Below are 19,185 nucleotides of genomic sequence, written 5' to 3' on the forward strand. Positions count from 1 at the left end.
CATATTATATATCTAAAAGATTATTTAAATATAGTAGTGATGTTTTCATATTTAATGCTAATTAAATTATGGTGTTTAAAGCATGTTTTTCAAGCATTTTTACCGATGGAAATGTTTTACCTTCAATGAATTCTAAAAAAGCACCACCTCCAGTAGAAATATAAGAAATTTGATCGGAAATATTAAATAAATCAATAGCCATTAAAGTATCACCTCCTCCAACAATGGAAAAAGCATTACTTTTAGCAATAGCACGTGATATCATTTCTGTACCTTTTCTAAAATTTGGAAATTCAAATACTCCAATAGGGCCGTTCCAAAGAATAGTTTTAGCACAATTTAAAATATCTAATATTCGATCAATAGATTCGTCACCTAAATCAAGAATTTGCTCATCATCTTTAATATCAATTATAGTTTTCATAGTTACTTGGGCGGTTTCAGAAAATTCTGTACTTACTCGTACATCAGTAAGAATAGGTATATCACAATTTTCTAAAAGACGTCTTGCTGTAGGTATAAGTTCTTCTTCATATAAAGATTTTCCTACTTTTTTGCCTTGAGCTGCTAAAAAGGTATTTGCAATACCTCCTCCTACTATCAGATAATCTGCAATTTTTGATAAAGAATCTAAAACAGTTAATTTAGTAGATACTTTAGATCCTCCAACTATCGCAACCATTGGTCTCATAGGATTATATAGGGCCTTTCCTAAAGCTTCTAATTCTTTTTGTAATAAAATTCCAGAACAAGCTGAAGAGACAAATTTACCTATACCATGTGTAGACGCTTGTGTACGATGAGCGCTTCCAAATGCATCCATGATAAATATATCGCATAACATGGCATATTTCTTTGATAATACCTCATCATCTTTTTTTTCTCCTTTATTAAACCGCACGTTTTCTAAAATCAAAAGCTCTCCTTCAACGAAGTTTATTCCTTCTAAATAATCTTTAACCAGCCGAACTTCTTTGACATATCTATTAATTAGTTGTTTTTTTAAATATTCCACGACGGGTTCCAAAGAAAATTGAGTATTATATTCTCCTTCTATTGGTCGACCTAGATGAGAAGTTACCATAACATGTTTACTTTTCTTTAAAGCCGATTTAATAGTAGGTAATGACGCATGAATTTTTCTATTAGACATAATAATTCCATTTTTAATAGGTACGTTTAAATCAGAACGAATTAACACACGTTTCCCTGTTAGGTCTAAATCACTCATTTTGATCATAGTCATGATAGGTAACCTTTTAATGTAAAGCAATATAGATAGTCATATACTAATGATGAAAAAATATATTTTAACTTGTCTATATATATTACGCTTTTTGTTAGTTTATTGATTAATAATTTAATAAAATAATGATATATGACTGAAAATAAATTTTATTTTTTTAAATAATTGATTAATGACATGAACACTCTAAAAAATTAACATCTTGCAAAAAGTTGCTATGTGCTGAATAACATCAATATGCATATAGGAAATATATAATATCTTATAGAAGCATGAGGCATTGACTTGCTTAATGATAATTTGATTTTATAAATCATTTAATGGATTTAGTATTGCAATCATATAGTTATTTAGTATGTTACGTAATTAATATTATCAGTATTGTGATTTGGTATCAGTGTTTAGTATTCTAAGTATAGTACTATTTCATAGTTCGATATTATTTTTTTGTGTGATTAATTGAAATTATGTATGCATTACAAATGCATATACTAAATTAATTTTTAATTTTTTTAACTTTATTTGAGTATAGATAATTTCTAATCTTAGTGTAGCAGTTGCTAAATCAGTAATTTTCGTGTAACCATAATCTGGATCGACTTCTGCTAAATCAATACCTATAATGTTTAACGTTGAAAACCTCGTATTAATTTTAGTACATGGTCACTTTTTAATTTTCCAATTACTGGAGTTCTAGTACCAGGTGCTATGGTTAGATCCAAACAATCAATATCAAAAGTTAAATATATTAGCAAGTATTTAGTAATTGATGTCGTCATCATTTATGATGACATTTATGTCAGTATCGTTAATATATTCTACATCTAGCTTTGCAAATCCGAAACATTTTTTATGTTCGGTACGAATACCAATTTCGTATTGAATGTGCTGAATCTATTAATTTTTCGTTAAACGTATGTAATATCATAACGCCATGATCATATTTACTGTCGTCATCACAGTAATCTGCATGTGCGTCAAAGCAAATCATTCCATTTTTCCAAAAATTTTTGCGTATGCTCGTAATATAGGTAGTGTGATATAAATGATCGATTTCTAAATAATAACATTGTTTTCCAGACATTAGCAAATTTTCAGCATAATTGTAAAGAGAACTGGTGAAATCTTGTATGTCTTCAATTTTGAATACTAAATTTTTTCACAGTTAACTACATGTCAACTTTTTTCGTACATTCATACATACTCCAAGGCCAACGAAAATGTTCTAGGTTAAATTAATAGATGCTTGTTCTACAGTGCAGCTTGTCTAATAACTGTTGGTCCAAATTTGTTTTCTGAGCGTCCAGAGGTAGCCATATCATAAGGTACCCTAGTAATTACCCCTCTATTATTATTATAAGGATCCAATTCTCATTTAAATTGTAAAAATACAAAGGGATCTAAAAATAAGGAGTTATCATTTTTTTTATAATTTAAAGTGTCCATGGATTTCCGTTATTTAATTAGTTTTATAAAATAGTTTTTATATATCAAATATGATTTGAGTAAAATCAAATAGAATGTTTGCATAAATTGATATTTGTAAAGGTTTAAATCCAGTCTATCGATAAAATTATAATCAAATAGAGTGTTCAGATTTAAAAAATTTTATAAATATGCTTAAATTATCCTATATTTAAATGTATAGATGATATTTATATAGTAAATTATATCACTAACAAGTTTTATGTTTGTTTATTTTTTTTAATTTGATTATTTTCTATAACACAGGGCACAAACATCATTATAAAATGATACATAAAATATTGGTTTGCATAAATATTTAATGTTTGTCAGAAATTTTAAATTTACGTACGTAGTGATATTGAGTGAGATAATTTATCTCTTTAATAAATCAATTAAAACGCATGATTCGATAATAGAAATTAATAAGTGTATAAAGATGAAAATTAGTGACTATATGCCTATACAAATAGAAGATGAAAAATATTAGAAATGGAAATATTTTTAAAAAAATTTTTTTATGATCTATTAATAAATTATGTAAACTACTTTATTAATATTTGATGTTGTAAATTTAATAATGTTAATTTACTATTAAATGTAAAAGAAATCATAATGTATGGGATTTACATAAAATAATTTTGTATAATGATTGATCCAAATAAATTTACCATACTTATATTTGGATCAATTAATGTAAGATCACAATTCTACACTAGAAAGGATATGATACATGTCACAATATTCATTTACATCTGAATCCGTATCAGCAGGTCATCCAGATAAAATTGCAGATCAGGTTTCTGATGCTATATTGGATTCTATCCTAGCGCAAGATCCAAGAGCTCGTGTTGCGTGTGAAACTTATGTTAAGACAGGCATAGTAATAATAGGTGGAGAAATTACCACCACTGCCTGGGTAAATATGGAAGAAATCGCTAGAAATACTATTCGTGATATTGGTTATGTTCATTCAGATATGGGGTTCGATGCAAATTCATGCGTAATTTTGAGTGTAATTAATAAACAATCTTCAGATATTCAATGTAGTATTGATCAAAGTAATACAAATGAATTACAACGAGGAGCAGGTGACCAGGGATTAATGTTTGGATACGCTACTAATGAGACTAATGTTCTGATGCCTGCTCCGATAACATATGCACATCGTTTAATTAAAAGAAAGTCTCAAGTAAGAAAAAGTGGGGTGCTACCTTGGTTGGGGTTAGATGCGAAAAGCCAAGTAACCGTTGCTTATGAGAATGGTAAGATAATTGGTATCACCACGGTTGTGTTGTCTATTCAACATGCTTGTGATGTAAAGTTAACAGATTTAAAAGAAGCTGCTATGGAAGAAATCATTAAACCTGTGTTGCCTAACAAATGGTTGTCTAATAGCACTACATTTCTGATTAATCCTGGGGGACGTTTTGTTATAGGGGGTCCTATTAGTGATTGTGGTTTAACTGGAAGAAAAATTATTGTAGATACTTATGGAGGTATGGCGCGGCATGGTGGCGGATCTTTTTCTGGAAAAGATCCTTCGAAGGTAGATCGTTCGGCTGCTTACGGAGCGAGATATGTAGCTAAAAACATTGTGGCGGCCGGGTTAGCAGATCGTTGTGAGCTTCAAATTTCCTACGCAATTGGTCTTCCGCATCCAATTTCTATGAGTATTGAAACTTTTGGAACAGAAAAAAGATCACATGATATTTTGATGAAATTAATAAAAAACTTTTTTGATTTTCGTCCTTATGGTTTGATTGCTATGTTAGATTTATTAAAACCGATTTATAAAGAAACAGCTGTGTATGGTCATTTTGGTCGTGAATGTTTTCCTTGGGAAAAAGTTGATAAGGCAGATCTTCTTCGTGATGCAGCTGGTTTAAAATTTACATCGCTCTAATATTTTTATATTTATTTTTTTAAGTAAATTTGAAATGATTTTTACTAATATGAATATGTAGTTAGTTGATCAATAAGTATACAATAATAAGATTGATAGATTGATATTGATCTTACATGTAAATACGGATATGTTTGTGTGAAAAATTAAAAATTATGTAATCAATTGTTGATGATTTTAATAAAAAATTAAAAAATTTCATTTATGTATGTTGATATATATTAAAATTGATACTTAATTTTAATTTAATAATAAATATTATAATTTATGCAAATGTGATAATTAAAATTGATTAAATTTTGCAAAAATTTTTATGAAATATGCATATACAATAAATATTTTTTTAAATATAATAAAGTGCATTAGATTTATATGATGAATTAATATTATAAATTTTTTTATCAGTTTTTATCAAACAAACATATTTGATATGTACTATATGTATTGAGGATTTTTTAGATATTTTGAATACGTAGTAGTTTCGGTTAATTTTAATACAACAATTAAAATACACATGTGTTACATAACAAACATATGTTGAAGATGTGATATCAATTAGTATTGATCTTTTAAATTTACAACGTTATCAGTGTAACAAAATATTATTAACATGTTTGCACAATACATATTGTTTTAACAACAATTTAAAAACATTTAAATACTTTTAAATTGAATCATGGTTTATATAGAAATAAATGAATAATCATTGATAGAAACAGTATGAATTAATTTATACAAAATAATGAATTTAATTTTTAGACTTGTATTTTAATACATAAATTTATAAGTAGTTTATGTCAATACATAAGATAATAAATTTACAAAATCATTTTCTAATAGCTATGCCTGCACTGAAAGACCCATTATTTAAACAATCAGTGGTATATATTTGTGAGCATAATAACACAGGTGCTATGGGTATTGTTATTAATAAACTAGTTACACGATGCACAGTAGAGACAATATTAAACAATTTGAAAATTGTATCTCCCATACGTGACCCGTCTATTCGATTAGATAGTCCAGTGTTTTCTGGAGGTCCTTTATTGGATGATCGAGGTTTTATTTTACATACTCCCAAAAAAGGTTTCGGTTCTAGTGTTAATATTTCTTCAAAAGCTATGATTACTACTTCTAAAGATATCTTAGAAACTTTAGGAACCCCGAATCAACCAAAAGATGTGTTAGTGGCGCTTGGCTATTCTGGATGGGATAAAGGTCAATTAGAACATGAACTAATGGAAAATACTTGGCTTACCGCTCCGGCTAATGAAAAAATTTTGTTTCACACGCCTATTGTTGCTCGTTGGCGTGCAGCTGCAAAAATATTGGGCATTGATATTTGTAGTATTGCTGTCCAGACAGGTCACGCGTGATGTCAATTGGTGGTGTTGATATAGTCATGGGTTTTGATTTTGGTACTGAGCACATAGGTGTGGCTATAGGTCAAACATTGACCTATACTGCACAACCTCTGACTGTATTACGGTCAGAATCTGGCGTTCCTAATTGGAAACATATTAAAAATATTTATAATACGTGGAAACCAACAATTGCAGTAGTAGGATTACCTTTAAAAATAGATGGAAGTGAACAACCTATTACGATTTTGGCAAAAATATTTGCTATGCAACTGAAAGAGCAACTTCCTGTTACAGTCAAGATGCATGATGAGCGTTTTAGTACAAGTGAAGCGCGTTTAAACTATTCCGAATATTGCTGTAATTATTTATGTGTTAAACCAAATATTAACATCAATGCACTTTCAGCTGGAGTAATTTTGGAAAGTTGGTTGAATCAATCTTAAGTACAACAAATAATATGTGTTATTTTAAAAAATTTTAATAACAATACTAAAAATAATAATACGTTAAGTTTTAAAATTTATCATTTGAATTTATATTTAATAGTTTTATTTCATATATAATAAGAAATGTTAATTTTTGATAGAAATATTGACTAATTTTAACAGTGGAATTGTTAATTCACGCATTAATTGTCGTTATCAGAAATATAATTTGAAGTGATACTAAAATTATAGGTTTTAAAAAATGCACTTATTTTAATACAATGATGATGAATTAATTGATTCAATTTTTATTTAATTTTATTAAAATTAAAAGATTATATCAAATTTTGATAGATAACTTTGATTGTATATGTTTTATAAATTTCAAATTTCAATTGAACACAGAATATTTGAAAGGGTTGTTTTTGTGTGCTTGTTTTTTAAAAATAGATAATCAGTATAAATAAAAAAAATTAGGGATTGTGATAAAGAGATAAAATATCTGAATTTTAATTGAGATACTTAGAATACAGCATTATATTAAAAATGTTTGTGATGTTTGTGCCATTTTTAGTAAACATTTACAATAATCACTTTTAATTTCATTAAAAATGTGCATATGAGTTGATTTATACTCAACGTATATGTACTGATATATGAATACTATTTTTAGTCATTAGTAAACAACAGGATTGATAAATTTTTTATATCTCAAAAAAATGGTTTATCGTATAGTGACATTTTAAATAAATAATTACAAATTAACATATTAATTCTTGAATTAGATTTCATATCTTATTGGTTAATTGAAACAATTATACTTACTTTAACGAAAAATTAATCCGGTGTTGTTATTTAGTGTAATTATTTTTAATTTTTTAAGAATATCTTTTAATAGGATTTTTAGTTAGTTATGTACTATGTGGATAATATTTAATTACGTTTGATTTTTTATATAACATAAAAACATATGGCTCAAGATATTATTTTTTCAGAAAAAATACTACTGTGGTATAAGAAATATAGAACGCAAGATTTACCGTGGCAATTGAATAAAACAATGTATAAAACTTGGTTATCTGAAATCATGTTACAACAAACACAAGTAAAAACTGTAATTGTTTATTATGAACGATTTATTTCAAAATTTCCAACAATTAAACAATTAGCGACAGCGGAATTAGATGAAGTATTATTTTTGTGGAGCGGATTAGGATATTATGTACGGGCTAGGAATCTGCATAAAACAGCTAATATTATTTTAAATTATTATCATGGTAATTTCCCAAAAGATTTCGATACTCTTATTTCTTTTCCTGGTATTGGAAAATCTACTGCAGGAGCTATATTGTCATTAACATTAGATCAGCATTATCCTATTCTTGATGGTAATGTAAAACGGATATTAATTAGATATTATGCCCTTGATTATTATTTATCAAGAAATAGTTCTAAGGTGAATAATAAACTATGGTTATTAATCGAGCAATTGCTTCCTAATGTAGAAGTCGCGGCTTTTAATCAAGCTATGATGGATCTTGGGAGATTAATATGTACTAACATGTATCCACTTTGCAGTGATTGTCCTCTTCAAGAAAATTGTCAATCTTTTTTGAATCATTGTGCTGATCAATATCCCAGAAAAAAACTTCAAAAAAGATTACTTAAGAAAACTATCTGGTTTCTGTTGTTGTTGTCACAACAGTATCAAATGAAAATGATATGGCTGGAAAAACGATCATATCAAGGAATATGGGGTGGATTGTTTTGTTTTCCTGAATTTTCTAATCTTAAAGTATTAAATAATTGGTTATTAAACTACAATCTTAATAGTAATCAACGTATAAATCTGTCTATTTTAAAACATAAATTGAGTAATATTGATTTAGAAATCAAACCAATATTGATCAATATAAACAAGAAGGTAAATTATAAAAAAGATGGGATTTGGTATGATTTGATACATCCCCCAACTATTGGATTACCTAAACCAATTTCTACTCTACTACAGAAATTACAGTTATAATATAGTAAACATTAAATATCCAAATTTTCATAAAATGATTGTTACAATACGGGATTTTAATAATGTCCAAAATAGTTTATTGTATTTTTTTAAAAAGATATGCTGAAAAATTAGATGCTCCATGTTATCCAGGAGCTTTGGGAAAGTATATTTATGAACATATCTCTAAAATTGCATGGATGCAATGGAAAGATAAGCAAACTATTTTAATCAATGAAAATAAATTAAATATGATGAATACTTCAGATCGTACAATACTTGAAAAAGAAATGAAAATTTTTTTATTTGGAAAAAATTTTTCAATAAAAAATAATTAATTATTTAAAGTTTTTATTTCAATTATAATTATTTTTAATAACAACATTATAACTAAAAATAGTCATGCATTGATGATTAACATTATATGCAAATTTTTTCAATCTTATATTTACAGTAGTGTAAGAGATTATGATGTAATGAATTTTTTATTCCCAATGTATAAGAAGTGTTTACATGTAGTTATTATTCTACGAGAGAATACACTTAAGTTTGGCTAATTTTATGATGAAGTGTAGATCAACAGTGGTTTTGATTGTCCAAATATTACTGATTCGTCAATTATTATTTTATCTATATTATTTTGAGAAGGTAACTCAAACATTATATCTAATAATATGTTCTCTAGGATAGTTCTCAGTCCACGAGCACCAATTTTTTTTTCCATAGCATTTTTAGCAATAGCAATCAATGATGTTTCGGAAAATTCTAATTTCACTCCATCAATATGAAATAATGTTTCATATTGTTTTATTAAAGCATTCTTTGGTTCTTTTAAGATTTTAATTAATTCTTTTTCTCTCAGTTCATCTAAAATAGAAATTATTGGAAGTCGACCAACAAATTCTGGAATTAAACCAAATTTAATTAAATCTTCTGGCTCAATTTGTGTTAATAATGCATGCTCAGTGTTTTTTGTTATATCGTTGTTATTTTCTAAAACTCGAAAGCCAATTGTACGTTTGCTAGTAGTGCGTTGCTGAACAATTTGATCCAAACCAAAAAAAGCACCCCCACAAATAAAAAGAATATTAGTAGTATCTACTTGTATAAATTCTTGCTGAGGATGTTTACGCCCCCCTTGTGGGGGTACCGCAGCTGTGGTCCCTTCAATCAACTTCAATAAAGCTTGTTGTACTCCTTCCCCGGAAACATCTCGAGTAATAGAAAGATTTTCTGATTTTTTAGATATTTTATCTATTTCATCTATATAAATAATTCCTTGTTGTGCTTTATTCACGTCATAATTACATCGTTGTAATAATTTCTGTACAACGTTTTCTACATCTTCACCTACGTAGCCCGCTTCTGTCAAAGTAGTAGCATCTGATATAGCAAATGGTACGTTAAGAAACCGAGCTAATGTTTCTGCTAACAATGTTTTACCGCTTCCTGTAGGACCGATTAATAAAATGTTACTTTTAAATAATTTTGTATTATTTGCGCATATCTTTTCATTACGTAAACGTTTGTAATGATTATATACTGCTACTGATAGTACTTTTTTAGTATATTCCTGTCCAATAACGTAATCGTCTAAATAATTTTTGATTTCACAAGGTGTGGGGTATGTAATTGATTGTTCGTTAATTATTTTATCTTGACTTTCTTGGATAATTATATCTTTACATAAAGCAACACATGTATCACAAATATGAGCTGACAATCCAGCAATTAATTTTAATACTTGATTTTGATCTTTTCCACAAAATGAACAACATAATATATTTTTTGAATGATCTTGATGATTATCGTTCACAGTTTGATATCCTTCCGTTTACGATTAATTAATGTAAAAATAAGCTATAAATTATTTTGATATATAAATAACAAATTCAGACATAAAATTTATTATGTATGATTGATTACGATAAAAAATATAAATCAAGTAATAATTTAAATTTATATTCGTTGAGATAATACACAATCTATCAATCCATATTTCATGGCTTCATCAGCAGATAGAAAACAATCTCGTTCTGTATCTTTATTGATAGCATCAATAGATTGTCCGGTATGTTTGGCCATAAGCTTATTGATATTGTTTTTAATTTTTAATATTTCTCTGGTATGAATAGCAATATCAGTAGCTTGTCCTTGAAAACATCCTAATGGTTGATGAATCATGATTCGAGCATTCGGCAAACAAAATCGCTTACCTTTAGTACCAGAGGCTAATAGAAAAGCACTCATTGACGCAGCTTGCCCCATGCAAAATGTACTAACATCAGGTTTTACAAACTGTATAGTATCGTATATCGACATCCCTGCAGTGATTACTCCTCCCGGAGAGTTAATATACAAGTGGATGTCTTTTTCTGAATTTTCTGATTCTAAAAAAATCATCTGAGCAACAATCAAATTAGCTATGCTATCTTCAATTGTTCCTGTCATAAAGATAATTCTTTCCTTGAGTAATAAAGAAAATATATCGTATGATCGATCTCCGCGAATAGTATGTTCTATGACTGTTGGAATTACTATCATAGGATGATAATAAAATGTTGTAAAATTATATGGATATTATATAGTAGCATGTATTGCACCCTCTTGTATTATATACTTGTTATACCGAATTGTTGTGTAAACCTCGATATAATATAATTTATGAAAAATTTCAAACTAAATTTAATATTCATATTCTATTAAGAAGCAATGATTGAGCGTTATAGTTTGCATTAATTGATTATTGATTAAATTTTGCAAGACTATAATAGAAAATGTTTACAAATTTATATATGTGTTATCTATTCTTGTTGTATTTTATATACGACTCACTATTGTATGTAAAAAATATGTTGAAAAAATTTTCCATTGATGAGAACTGATTATTTATAATTTAATTAATTTGATTAGTCAATTAATTAAAATAACTATTATTGCAATCGATATTCCTTAATAATTTAATGTTACTTATGCACTTTAATATAGATTTATTCAATTGTTACATGTAATTTCTTGTAATTAATTTTTTTAAATCAAGAATGAAATTAATTACTGTTCTCCAAAAAGGGAAACTAATATATTTTTATCTTTGTTGTATTTATGTTGTATGATAACATTGTTTGAAACGTTGAGTTTGATGTATTTATATATTATTAATAATTTTTATTAGTTAGAAACCATAATTTAACATTTAATTTTTAGATAACGTTACTACATCATAGTAACGTGAATTTTATGTAATGTTTTCCTTGAATTTAAAGTTAACTATTCTTAGCAAGAATAGTTGTAGTGATTTTTGTTTATAGGTTTGATTTGGTATTATACATTTTGTTATCTTATTGCTTTGAAACTATCAGTTTATGTGTTATTAAATATAGAAAAGAATTCAACATTATGAGAACAGTGATATACTGTTTTGTTATTTAATTGTTTATTTATTCTAAATAATATCATTGGTAATAATATCAACGAATTCTTGAATTTTCCCGTATATTTATTTTTTGTCGTATTATTCTGTGGAATCGTACATTCCATATAATGCTGATTTGCTTTTAAAAACTTTAGAATTTTCATGCTATTAGAAATCATCATAATAATAAATCTGTGTATCTTCTTTAATAGAGGACAGTAAAACGATAATTTATGTTGAATATTAATTTTTATGTTAAATATATTTTCTATGCATAATTAAATATCTTTTCTTATAAATTGTGAAAACTGATTATTTGTATTAATCATAATAACAATATCCCCCAATTTTTATTATCTTATATTCTATCATAAGATAATACGGCAATGTTAAAAGCGATCCTATTTCAACGGTAACTTTTTTATTACCGCATTTCTGTGTACGTATATTGTATATATTTCTAAAATCTATAATCAATATCCGTTTTTGATTTTTAAATTTTGATATTTAATATATATGTTTATTATGACAACATGCACAAAGTTTTTATTATTTTACAAAAGTATATATTGCTGTATGTAGTTCAATTAATTGAATTGATTTTTTTTGATAATAAAATTCATAATAATTTTAATTATATCCAATGTTACCATGATTTTATGTCGAATAATTACTTCATAATTTTCTTCTAAAAAGAAAAGTATTTTTTTGAGTATGAAATTTTATGAATATATATTTTTTAGAAAGATATATTGATTGCGCAAATATTCTGTATTTAACAATATCTGTGGAATAGAATAACAGTAACGTATCTCCATTAAATATGTAATATTTTGAATCATTACGCGTACTCGATTTATTTATTTTTATTTTATACACTACATAATATAACAGGCCTTCAATTTAAATATACATCTAATAAATAACCACTGAGTGGTTAACTTATATTTTTGAATTTGTTAATATACTGAATTGTAATAACATCATATGTATAAATATTACATGATTCTATTAATAAATAGATATGTGAAATAATTAATTAAATTAATTTTTGCTCTAAATTTGTGTGGTAATAAAATGAAACTAATTATATGGCAATATAAGAAGTATTGGTACAAATTACTAAGTAATGGAGTATTTAGTGTTGTTTTGGCATTGCTAATGAAGTTAATTTTTGAATAATATATTCACTTATATTTAACATCTTTTAACCAATGGTAGTTATGAAGATTTTTTAGATATATATATAATTTATTTACATTAATGAAGGTTTGGAGTAGGATGTTTAATGTAAACACTTAACAAATATATATATATATGCATATATATATATTCGTATTAGAGTTATTGATGAAATTCAGAGCATACAAACATAGAAAAATATGTATTTCATTATTGCTATATAGCGTGACAACAGTATTAAATGGATGCAGTAGTTTAGTTTTATTAAATCCTAAAGGTCAAATTGGGATAGAGGAACGTTCATTGATCTTAACCGCATTCGGATTAATGCTTAGTATAGTTGTCCCGGTAATTATGATGACGGTTTTTTTTACTATAAAATATAGAGCGTCTAATCTTAGAAATACGCGATATAGTCCTAATTGGGTAAACTCTAAAAAAATAGAATTTATAGTGTGGGCTGTGCCAATTTTGATTATTCTGTTTTTAGGGACTGTAACTTGGAAATCTACTCATAAATTAGACCCTAAAAACCCTATTGTATCATCTATTGAACCACCGATTATTATTAATGTTATATCATTAGATTGGAAATGGCTTTTTGTTTATCCAAAACAAAATATAGCAGTTATTAACGAGCTTGTTTTTCCGGCAAATACGCCAATAAAATTCAACGTTACTTCTAATTCGGTTATGAATTCTTTTTTTATTCCTCAATTAGGGGGGCAAATTTATGCGATGGCTGGAATGCGTACGGAGTTATATTTAATAGCTAACATGGCAGGTCAATATAAAGGTATTTCATCAAATTTTAGTGGTCGAGGATTTTCTGGTATGAAATTTACTGTTGTTGCTACGCAAACGAAACAAGAATTTGAACAATGGATACAAAAAGCTCAAAAATCACTTTACCAAATTAATAATATGTCAATGTATGAGAAATTAGCTAAACCTAGCGAATATCATCCGATCATTTATTTTTCCAATGTAGAACCCCACTTATTTGATAATGTAATTAATAAATTTTCACATCAAAAAAAAGAATATTTTTAGATATAATTCATGTTTTTTAGTATAAAGTATGATGGTTTTAGGAAATGTTGTGAATATATAAGGATAATAAAGTAATGTTTGGAAAATTAACAATACATTCTATTCCATATGAAGATCCAGTTATTATGTCGACAGTCGTCGTTATTCTTTTTATTGGAATAATTCTTTCTGGTGTTATTACATATTATAGTAAATGGCGATACCTTTGGAATGAATGGTTTACTTCTGTAGATCATAAAAAAATTGGGATTATGTATATTATAGTCTCATGTGTTATGTTTTTACGTGGTTTTGCTGATGCAATCATGATGAGAGCGCAACAAGCTCTCTCTTCTTCTGGATCGTATGAATTTCTTTCAGCTCATCATTATAACCAAGTAATTACTGCTCATGGAGTAATTATGATCATATTCATGGCTACTCCGTTTGTAATAGGATTAATGAACTTAGTGGTTCCATTACAAATTGGAGCGAGGGATGTTGCTTTTCCTTTTTTAAATTCTTTGAGTTTTTGGTTGTTTATGGTGGGTGTAATTTTAATGAATCTTTCCTTAGGAATAGGGGAATTTGCTCAAACAGGATGGTCAGGTTACCCGCCGCTATCAAGTAAAGAATACAGTCCTGGTGTTGGTGTTGATTATTGGATATGGAGTATACAAATTTCCGGAATAGGAACTACTTTAACTGGTATAAATTTTTTCACTACAATTTTATACATGCGAGCTCCGGGATTGTCAATGATGAAAATGCCAGTTTTTACTTGGACTGCTTTATGCACAAATACATTAATCATTGTAGCTTTTCCGATTTTGACTGTTACTATCGCTTTATTAACATTAGATCGTTATCTAGGAACTCATTTTTTTACTAATGATTTAGGTGGAAATATGATGATGTACATCAATCTATTTTGGGCTTGGGGTCATCCAGAAGTATATATTTTAGTATTGCCCGTATTTGGTGTATTTTCAGAGGTTGTTTCTACTTTCTCACAAAAGAAGTTGTTTGGATATACTTCATTAGTGTGGGCTACTATCGCTATTACTATATTATCTTTTTGTGTATGGTTGCACCATTTTTTTACCATGGGTGCAGGTGCTAACGTCAATGCATTTTTCGGTATTATGACTATGATCATTGCCATTCCAACCGGAGTAAAAGTGTTTAACTGGTTATTTACTATGTATCGAGGAAAAATTATTTTTACTTCTCCAATGATGTGGACTATTGGATTTATTATTACATTTTCCATAGGAGGCATGACTGGAGTATTATTATCTGTTCCTGGAGCTGATTTTGTATTACATAATAGTTTGTTTTTAATTGCACATTTTCATAATGTTATCATTGGAGGGGTATTGTTTGGTTGTTTTGCTGGTGCTACCTATTGGTTTCCTAAAGCTTTTGGTTATATGTTGAATGAACAATGGGGGAAACGAGCTTTTTGGTTTTGGATGGTTGGATTTTATATAGCGTTTATGCCGTTATATATTTTAGGGTTTATGGGTATGACTCGTCGTTTAAGCCAACATATTGATCCAATATTTTCGTCAATGTTAATAACTGCATCAATAGGCACTATATTGATTGGGTTGGGTATTCTGTGTCAATGTATTCAAATAGCAGTCAGTATTGTACATCGTGATAAATATAAAGATATAAATGGAAATCCATGGAATGGATCTACTTTAGAATGGGCTGTTGCTTCTCCCCCGCCATTTTATAATTTTGCGATTATTCCTATCATAAACAACGATCGTGATGTTTTTTGGTATGTAAAAAATAATAGAAACGTATATTCTTGTGCTGATCAATATCAATCTATACATATGCCTAAAAATACTTGTTCTGGTATTGTTATATCTTTTTTCAGTTTATTATTTGGATTTTCTATGATTTGGTATATATGGTGGCTCGTTATTTTTAGTGTGGTTGGAATAATAGCAACTTGGATTATTCATACATTTAATGATGATACGGAATATTACGTATCAATAGATAAAATTAAAGAAATTGAATGTGTTAATAATGTATAAACATAACAATTTAAATATAAAGACAATATTTGGTTTTTGGTTATACATAATGAGTGATTGTATTTTATTTGCAAGTTTATTTGCAATATATCTGGTATTGCATAATAGCACAGTAAATTTTTCTTCGAGTAAAGATATATTTTCATTACCTTTTGTGTTCATAGAAACTTGTTGTTTGTTATTAAGTAGCCTGACTTATGGTAAAGTTATGATGTATGCTGAAAAATCATATATGAAACAAATAAATATTTGGATGGGTATAACTTTTTTATTAGGGCTATGTTTTATTAGCATGGAGATATATGAATTTCATCATTTAATTAAATTAGGAAACAACCCGTGTCGCAGTGCATTTCTTTCTTCTTTTTTTACTTTGGTAGGGACTCATGGTTTACATGTGATAGGGGGTCTTATTTGGATTGTAGTAATGATTATACATATTATATATGAAGGATTAACATACACTAATTACATACGAATACAGTGTTTAGGTTTGTTCTGGCATTTTCTCGATATTATATGGATATGTGTATTTACTGAAGTATATTTAATAGGAGTACTATGATTCATGAAGAATGGATATACAACACAGCAATCATATTTAATTGGATTTGTGTTATCTGTTGTTTTGACAATTATTCCATTTTTTGTGGTTGCATCATATGACACAATGAATAAAGAAATATTAATAAATATCATCGTATCTTGCTCAGTAATTCAGATTTTCGTTCATTTAATTTTCTTTTTACATGTGGGAAATATGTCTAATCAAGCATGGAGTTTAATATCTTTAATATTCACAGTGTTTATTGTTTTTATTCTTGTGTTAGGAAGCGTGTGGATTATGACACATTTGCATTATAATTTGATGATTTGACTAATATAATTTAATTGTTATGATGAAATATTATTTTCATTTAATAAAACCAGGAATTGTTGTAGGTAATATAATGTCATCTATAGGGGGGTTTTTAATAGCCTCACGAAAGCATGTATCTTATCCTTTATTTATCCCTATGATTATAGGGATAGCCTTAATTATAGCTGCTAGTTGTGTGTTAAATAATATTATTGATCGAGATATTGATGCGGTTATGGAGCGAACTAAACATAGAGTCTTAGTAAAATACAATCAACTTTTTTTAAATAAAAGTATATTATATGCAGTAATCTTAAGTATATCTGGGTTTTTATTTTTGGGTTTTACTAGAAATTTTTTAACAGTATTTTTAGCAGCAATAGGTTTATTTATATATGTCGGTGTATATAGTCTATGGATGAAACGTAGATCTATTTATAGCGTAATAGTGGGTAGTATATCAGGAGCGATGCCGCCAATCATTGGATATTGTACCGTTGCAAATCAATTTGATGTAGGAGCTTTGATATTGTTAATAATGTTTAGTTTGTGGCAAGTCCCGCATTCTTATGCCATTAGTATTTTACGATTACATGATTATAAAGTAGCTTTTATTCCAACTTTCCCTATTCAAAAGGGAGTGGAGTCTACTAAAAATCATATGGTTGTTTATATAATTGGATTTATTGTAGCAAATATAGTATTTACTGCTATGGGATATACTAGTTACATGTTTTTAATCATCATTAGTATAATGAATGCATGGTGGTTATATGTGGGATTGTATGGTTATAAAATAATTAACAATGATAGTTTGTGGGCAAAAAAAATGTTTTTTTTATCTCTTGTCGTCATAGTGTCTTTAAATTTACTTTTATCCTTAGATGGTATTTTGTTTGCTACATAAAAATGTATTACTATAAACACGTATATGTAATACTATCAATGTAATGAATAAATAATATGGTATTTTTCAATATTCATAAAATTTTTTAATATTTCATATATATCGATGTTTTTAAAATATTAAGTTTAGTATATTTTCTATATTTATCCATTAAAATATTATAATGACTAAAAAAGAATTTCTTACTATATTAGGAATAAGCATGATATTCGCGTTACGCATGGTAGGAGTATTTATGATATTACCTGTTTTAACCATTCATGCTGTTTCTTTACAAGGAGTAAATGGCAGTTTAATAGGTATAGCTATTGGAATATATGGCCTAATGCAAATAATGTGTCAATTACCTTTTGGACTTATGTCTGATAAAATTGGATGTAAATCTGTTATTGTCGGAGGATTAGTGTTGTTTATTTTGGGAAGTGAAATAGCGGCCACTACTAATAATATTTGGGGAGTTATCACAGGACGAGCGCTACAAGGATCAGGAGCTATTGGTAGCGTACTTATAGCATTATTGTTAGATTCCGTACGAGAACAACATCACGTAAAAGCTATGGCTTCAGTTGGAATGAGTGTTGGTATAGCTTTTGCTGCTTCTATGGTTTTTGGACCAATTATTACTGATAGGTTTGGATTAAACGGACTATTTCATAGTATTAGTATATTAGCTATATTAGCTATTGTTCTAACTTATATTATAAAACCACCTATTTCTTCTCATTGTGCGAAAAACGATGAAAATTTGTTCATGATATTCGATAACATTAAACAAATATTAACTCATTCACAATTAATAAAATTAAATGTCAGCATATTTTTTATACACACTATTTTAATGTTAAATCTTATTGTTTTACCTAAAACAATGATCAATTTAGGATTTCCTCTGAGTATCCATTGGGAAATTTATAGTGTTATTATGCTAATATCTTCGGTTGCAGTAGTGGCATGTATTTTTTATTCTGAAGGTAAAAATTATGCAAAAAAAATATTAATTGCTTGTATGAGTATTTTATTTTTATCTGAATTAATTATGTTCATTAACATATCTTACTATAAGATGTTTTTGCTCGGAATGCAGTTATTTTTTATAGCATTTAGTATAATAGAAACAATATTACCTGCTTTGATAAATAAAGAAGCTCTAAAAAAATATAAAGGAACTACTATTAGTATTTATTCTATTGGTCAATTTTTAGGTATAGGGTTCGGTGGGATTGTAGGTGGATTTTTATTAGACATGACAGGAGCATGGTTAGTATTATTTTTTTCATTAATTATATCTTTTCTGTGTGTTATAGTGAGTAATACTCTACATTAATT

At 27.5% G+C, this 19,185-nt stretch carries 16 protein-coding genes; 11 read left to right on the top strand and 5 right to left on the bottom strand.

Annotated features, from left to right (window positions below):
* Positions 1-61: 61 nt before the first annotated feature.
* The 3 genes from M9397_RS01395 to M9397_RS03300 form a co-directional block, all read right to left on the bottom strand.
* Positions 62-1,246 (bottom strand): phosphoglycerate kinase, encoded by a 1,185-nt coding sequence (locus M9397_RS01395; RefSeq protein ID WP_250259851.1) that lies wholly within the window; start codon positions 1,244-1,246, stop codon positions 62-64.
* A 626-nt stretch (positions 1,247-1,872) separates the two neighbouring features.
* The gene (locus M9397_RS03295; RefSeq protein WP_284150759.1) at positions 1,873-2,025 is read right to left on the bottom strand and encodes an arginase family protein; all 153 of its coding nucleotides are present in this window, start codon (positions 2,023-2,025) and stop codon (positions 1,873-1,875) included.
* Positions 2,026-2,096: 71 nt separating this feature from the next.
* On the bottom strand, positions 2,097-2,336 hold the full coding sequence (locus M9397_RS03300; protein WP_320411833.1) for an arginase family protein: 240 nt from the start codon (positions 2,334-2,336) through the stop codon (positions 2,097-2,099).
* 1,107 nt (positions 2,337-3,443) lie between these two features.
* Here M9397_RS03300 and metK point away from each other — a divergent pair.
* The 5 genes from metK to M9397_RS01425 all read left to right on the top strand — a co-directional run bounded on the left by metK (position 3,444) and on the right by M9397_RS01425 (position 8,748).
* Positions 3,444-4,616, top strand: coding sequence for a methionine adenosyltransferase (metK, locus tag M9397_RS01405; protein ID WP_250227181.1), 1,173 nt, complete (start codon positions 3,444-3,446; stop codon positions 4,614-4,616).
* Between the two features lie 812 nt (positions 4,617-5,428).
* Complete coding sequence (locus M9397_RS01410; RefSeq protein ID WP_250259872.1) at positions 5,429-5,992, top strand: YqgE/AlgH family protein; 564 nt, start codon at positions 5,429-5,431, stop codon at positions 5,990-5,992.
* A complete protein-coding gene (gene ruvX / locus M9397_RS01415) occupies positions 5,992-6,423 on the top strand; it encodes a Holliday junction resolvase RuvX (RefSeq protein ID WP_250227182.1) in 432 nt (143 codons plus the stop codon). The genes M9397_RS01410 and ruvX overlap by 1 nt, the downstream gene beginning before the upstream one ends.
* Before the next feature lie 952 nt (positions 6,424-7,375).
* A complete protein-coding gene (gene mutY / locus M9397_RS01420) occupies positions 7,376-8,431 on the top strand; it encodes an A/G-specific adenine glycosylase (protein WP_250227183.1) in 1,056 nt (351 codons plus the stop codon).
* A 62-nt stretch (positions 8,432-8,493) separates the two neighbouring features.
* Positions 8,494-8,748: an oxidative damage protection protein gene (locus M9397_RS01425; protein ID WP_250227184.1), complete on the top strand. Its 255-nt coding sequence runs from the start codon at positions 8,494-8,496 to the stop codon at positions 8,746-8,748.
* Positions 8,749-8,969: 221 nt separating this feature from the next.
* Here the strand turns inward: M9397_RS01425 and clpX are convergent, their stop codons facing one another.
* The gene (gene clpX / locus M9397_RS01430; RefSeq protein WP_250227185.1) at positions 8,970-10,226 is read right to left on the bottom strand and encodes an ATP-dependent Clp protease ATP-binding subunit ClpX; all 1,257 of its coding nucleotides are present in this window, start codon (positions 10,224-10,226) and stop codon (positions 8,970-8,972) included.
* Positions 10,227-10,369: 143 nt separating this feature from the next.
* Entirely contained in the window at positions 10,370-10,954 is a 585-nt protein-coding gene (clpP, locus tag M9397_RS01435) for an ATP-dependent Clp endopeptidase proteolytic subunit ClpP (protein WP_250227186.1), read from the bottom strand.
* Positions 10,955-13,172: 2,218 nt separating this feature from the next.
* Here clpP and cyoA point away from each other — a divergent pair.
* The 6 genes from cyoA to M9397_RS01465 all read left to right on the top strand — a co-directional run bounded on the left by cyoA (position 13,173) and on the right by M9397_RS01465 (position 19,183).
* Positions 13,173-14,057, top strand: coding sequence for a ubiquinol oxidase subunit II (gene cyoA / locus M9397_RS01440; protein ID WP_250227187.1), 885 nt, complete (start codon positions 13,173-13,175; stop codon positions 14,055-14,057).
* 74 nt (positions 14,058-14,131) lie between these two features.
* Complete coding sequence (cyoB, locus tag M9397_RS01445) at positions 14,132-16,093, top strand: cytochrome o ubiquinol oxidase subunit I (protein ID WP_250227188.1); 1,962 nt, start codon at positions 14,132-14,134, stop codon at positions 16,091-16,093.
* The gene (cyoC, locus tag M9397_RS01450) at positions 16,086-16,658 is read left to right on the top strand and encodes a cytochrome o ubiquinol oxidase subunit III (RefSeq protein ID WP_250259853.1); all 573 of its coding nucleotides are present in this window, start codon (positions 16,086-16,088) and stop codon (positions 16,656-16,658) included. The genes cyoB and cyoC overlap by 8 nt, the downstream gene beginning before the upstream one ends.
* A gap of 3 nt (positions 16,659-16,661) precedes the next feature.
* Positions 16,662-16,970 carry a cytochrome o ubiquinol oxidase subunit IV gene (cyoD, locus tag M9397_RS01455; protein WP_250227190.1) on the top strand — a complete coding sequence of 103 codons (309 nt, stop codon included), beginning with the start codon at positions 16,662-16,664 and terminating at the stop codon, positions 16,968-16,970.
* A 19-nt stretch (positions 16,971-16,989) separates the two neighbouring features.
* Positions 16,990-17,859 (top strand): heme o synthase, encoded by an 870-nt coding sequence (gene cyoE, locus M9397_RS01460; RefSeq protein WP_250227191.1) that lies wholly within the window; start codon positions 16,990-16,992, stop codon positions 17,857-17,859.
* A gap of 163 nt (positions 17,860-18,022) precedes the next feature.
* Positions 18,023-19,183: an MFS transporter gene (locus tag M9397_RS01465; RefSeq protein WP_250227192.1), complete on the top strand. Its 1,161-nt coding sequence runs from the start codon at positions 18,023-18,025 to the stop codon at positions 19,181-19,183.
* Positions 19,184-19,185: the final 2 nt, after the last annotated feature.

Source organism: Blochmannia endosymbiont of Camponotus sp. C-003 (assembly GCF_023585685.1).
Taxonomy (GTDB): Bacteria; Pseudomonadota; Gammaproteobacteria; order Enterobacterales; family Enterobacteriaceae; genus Blochmanniella.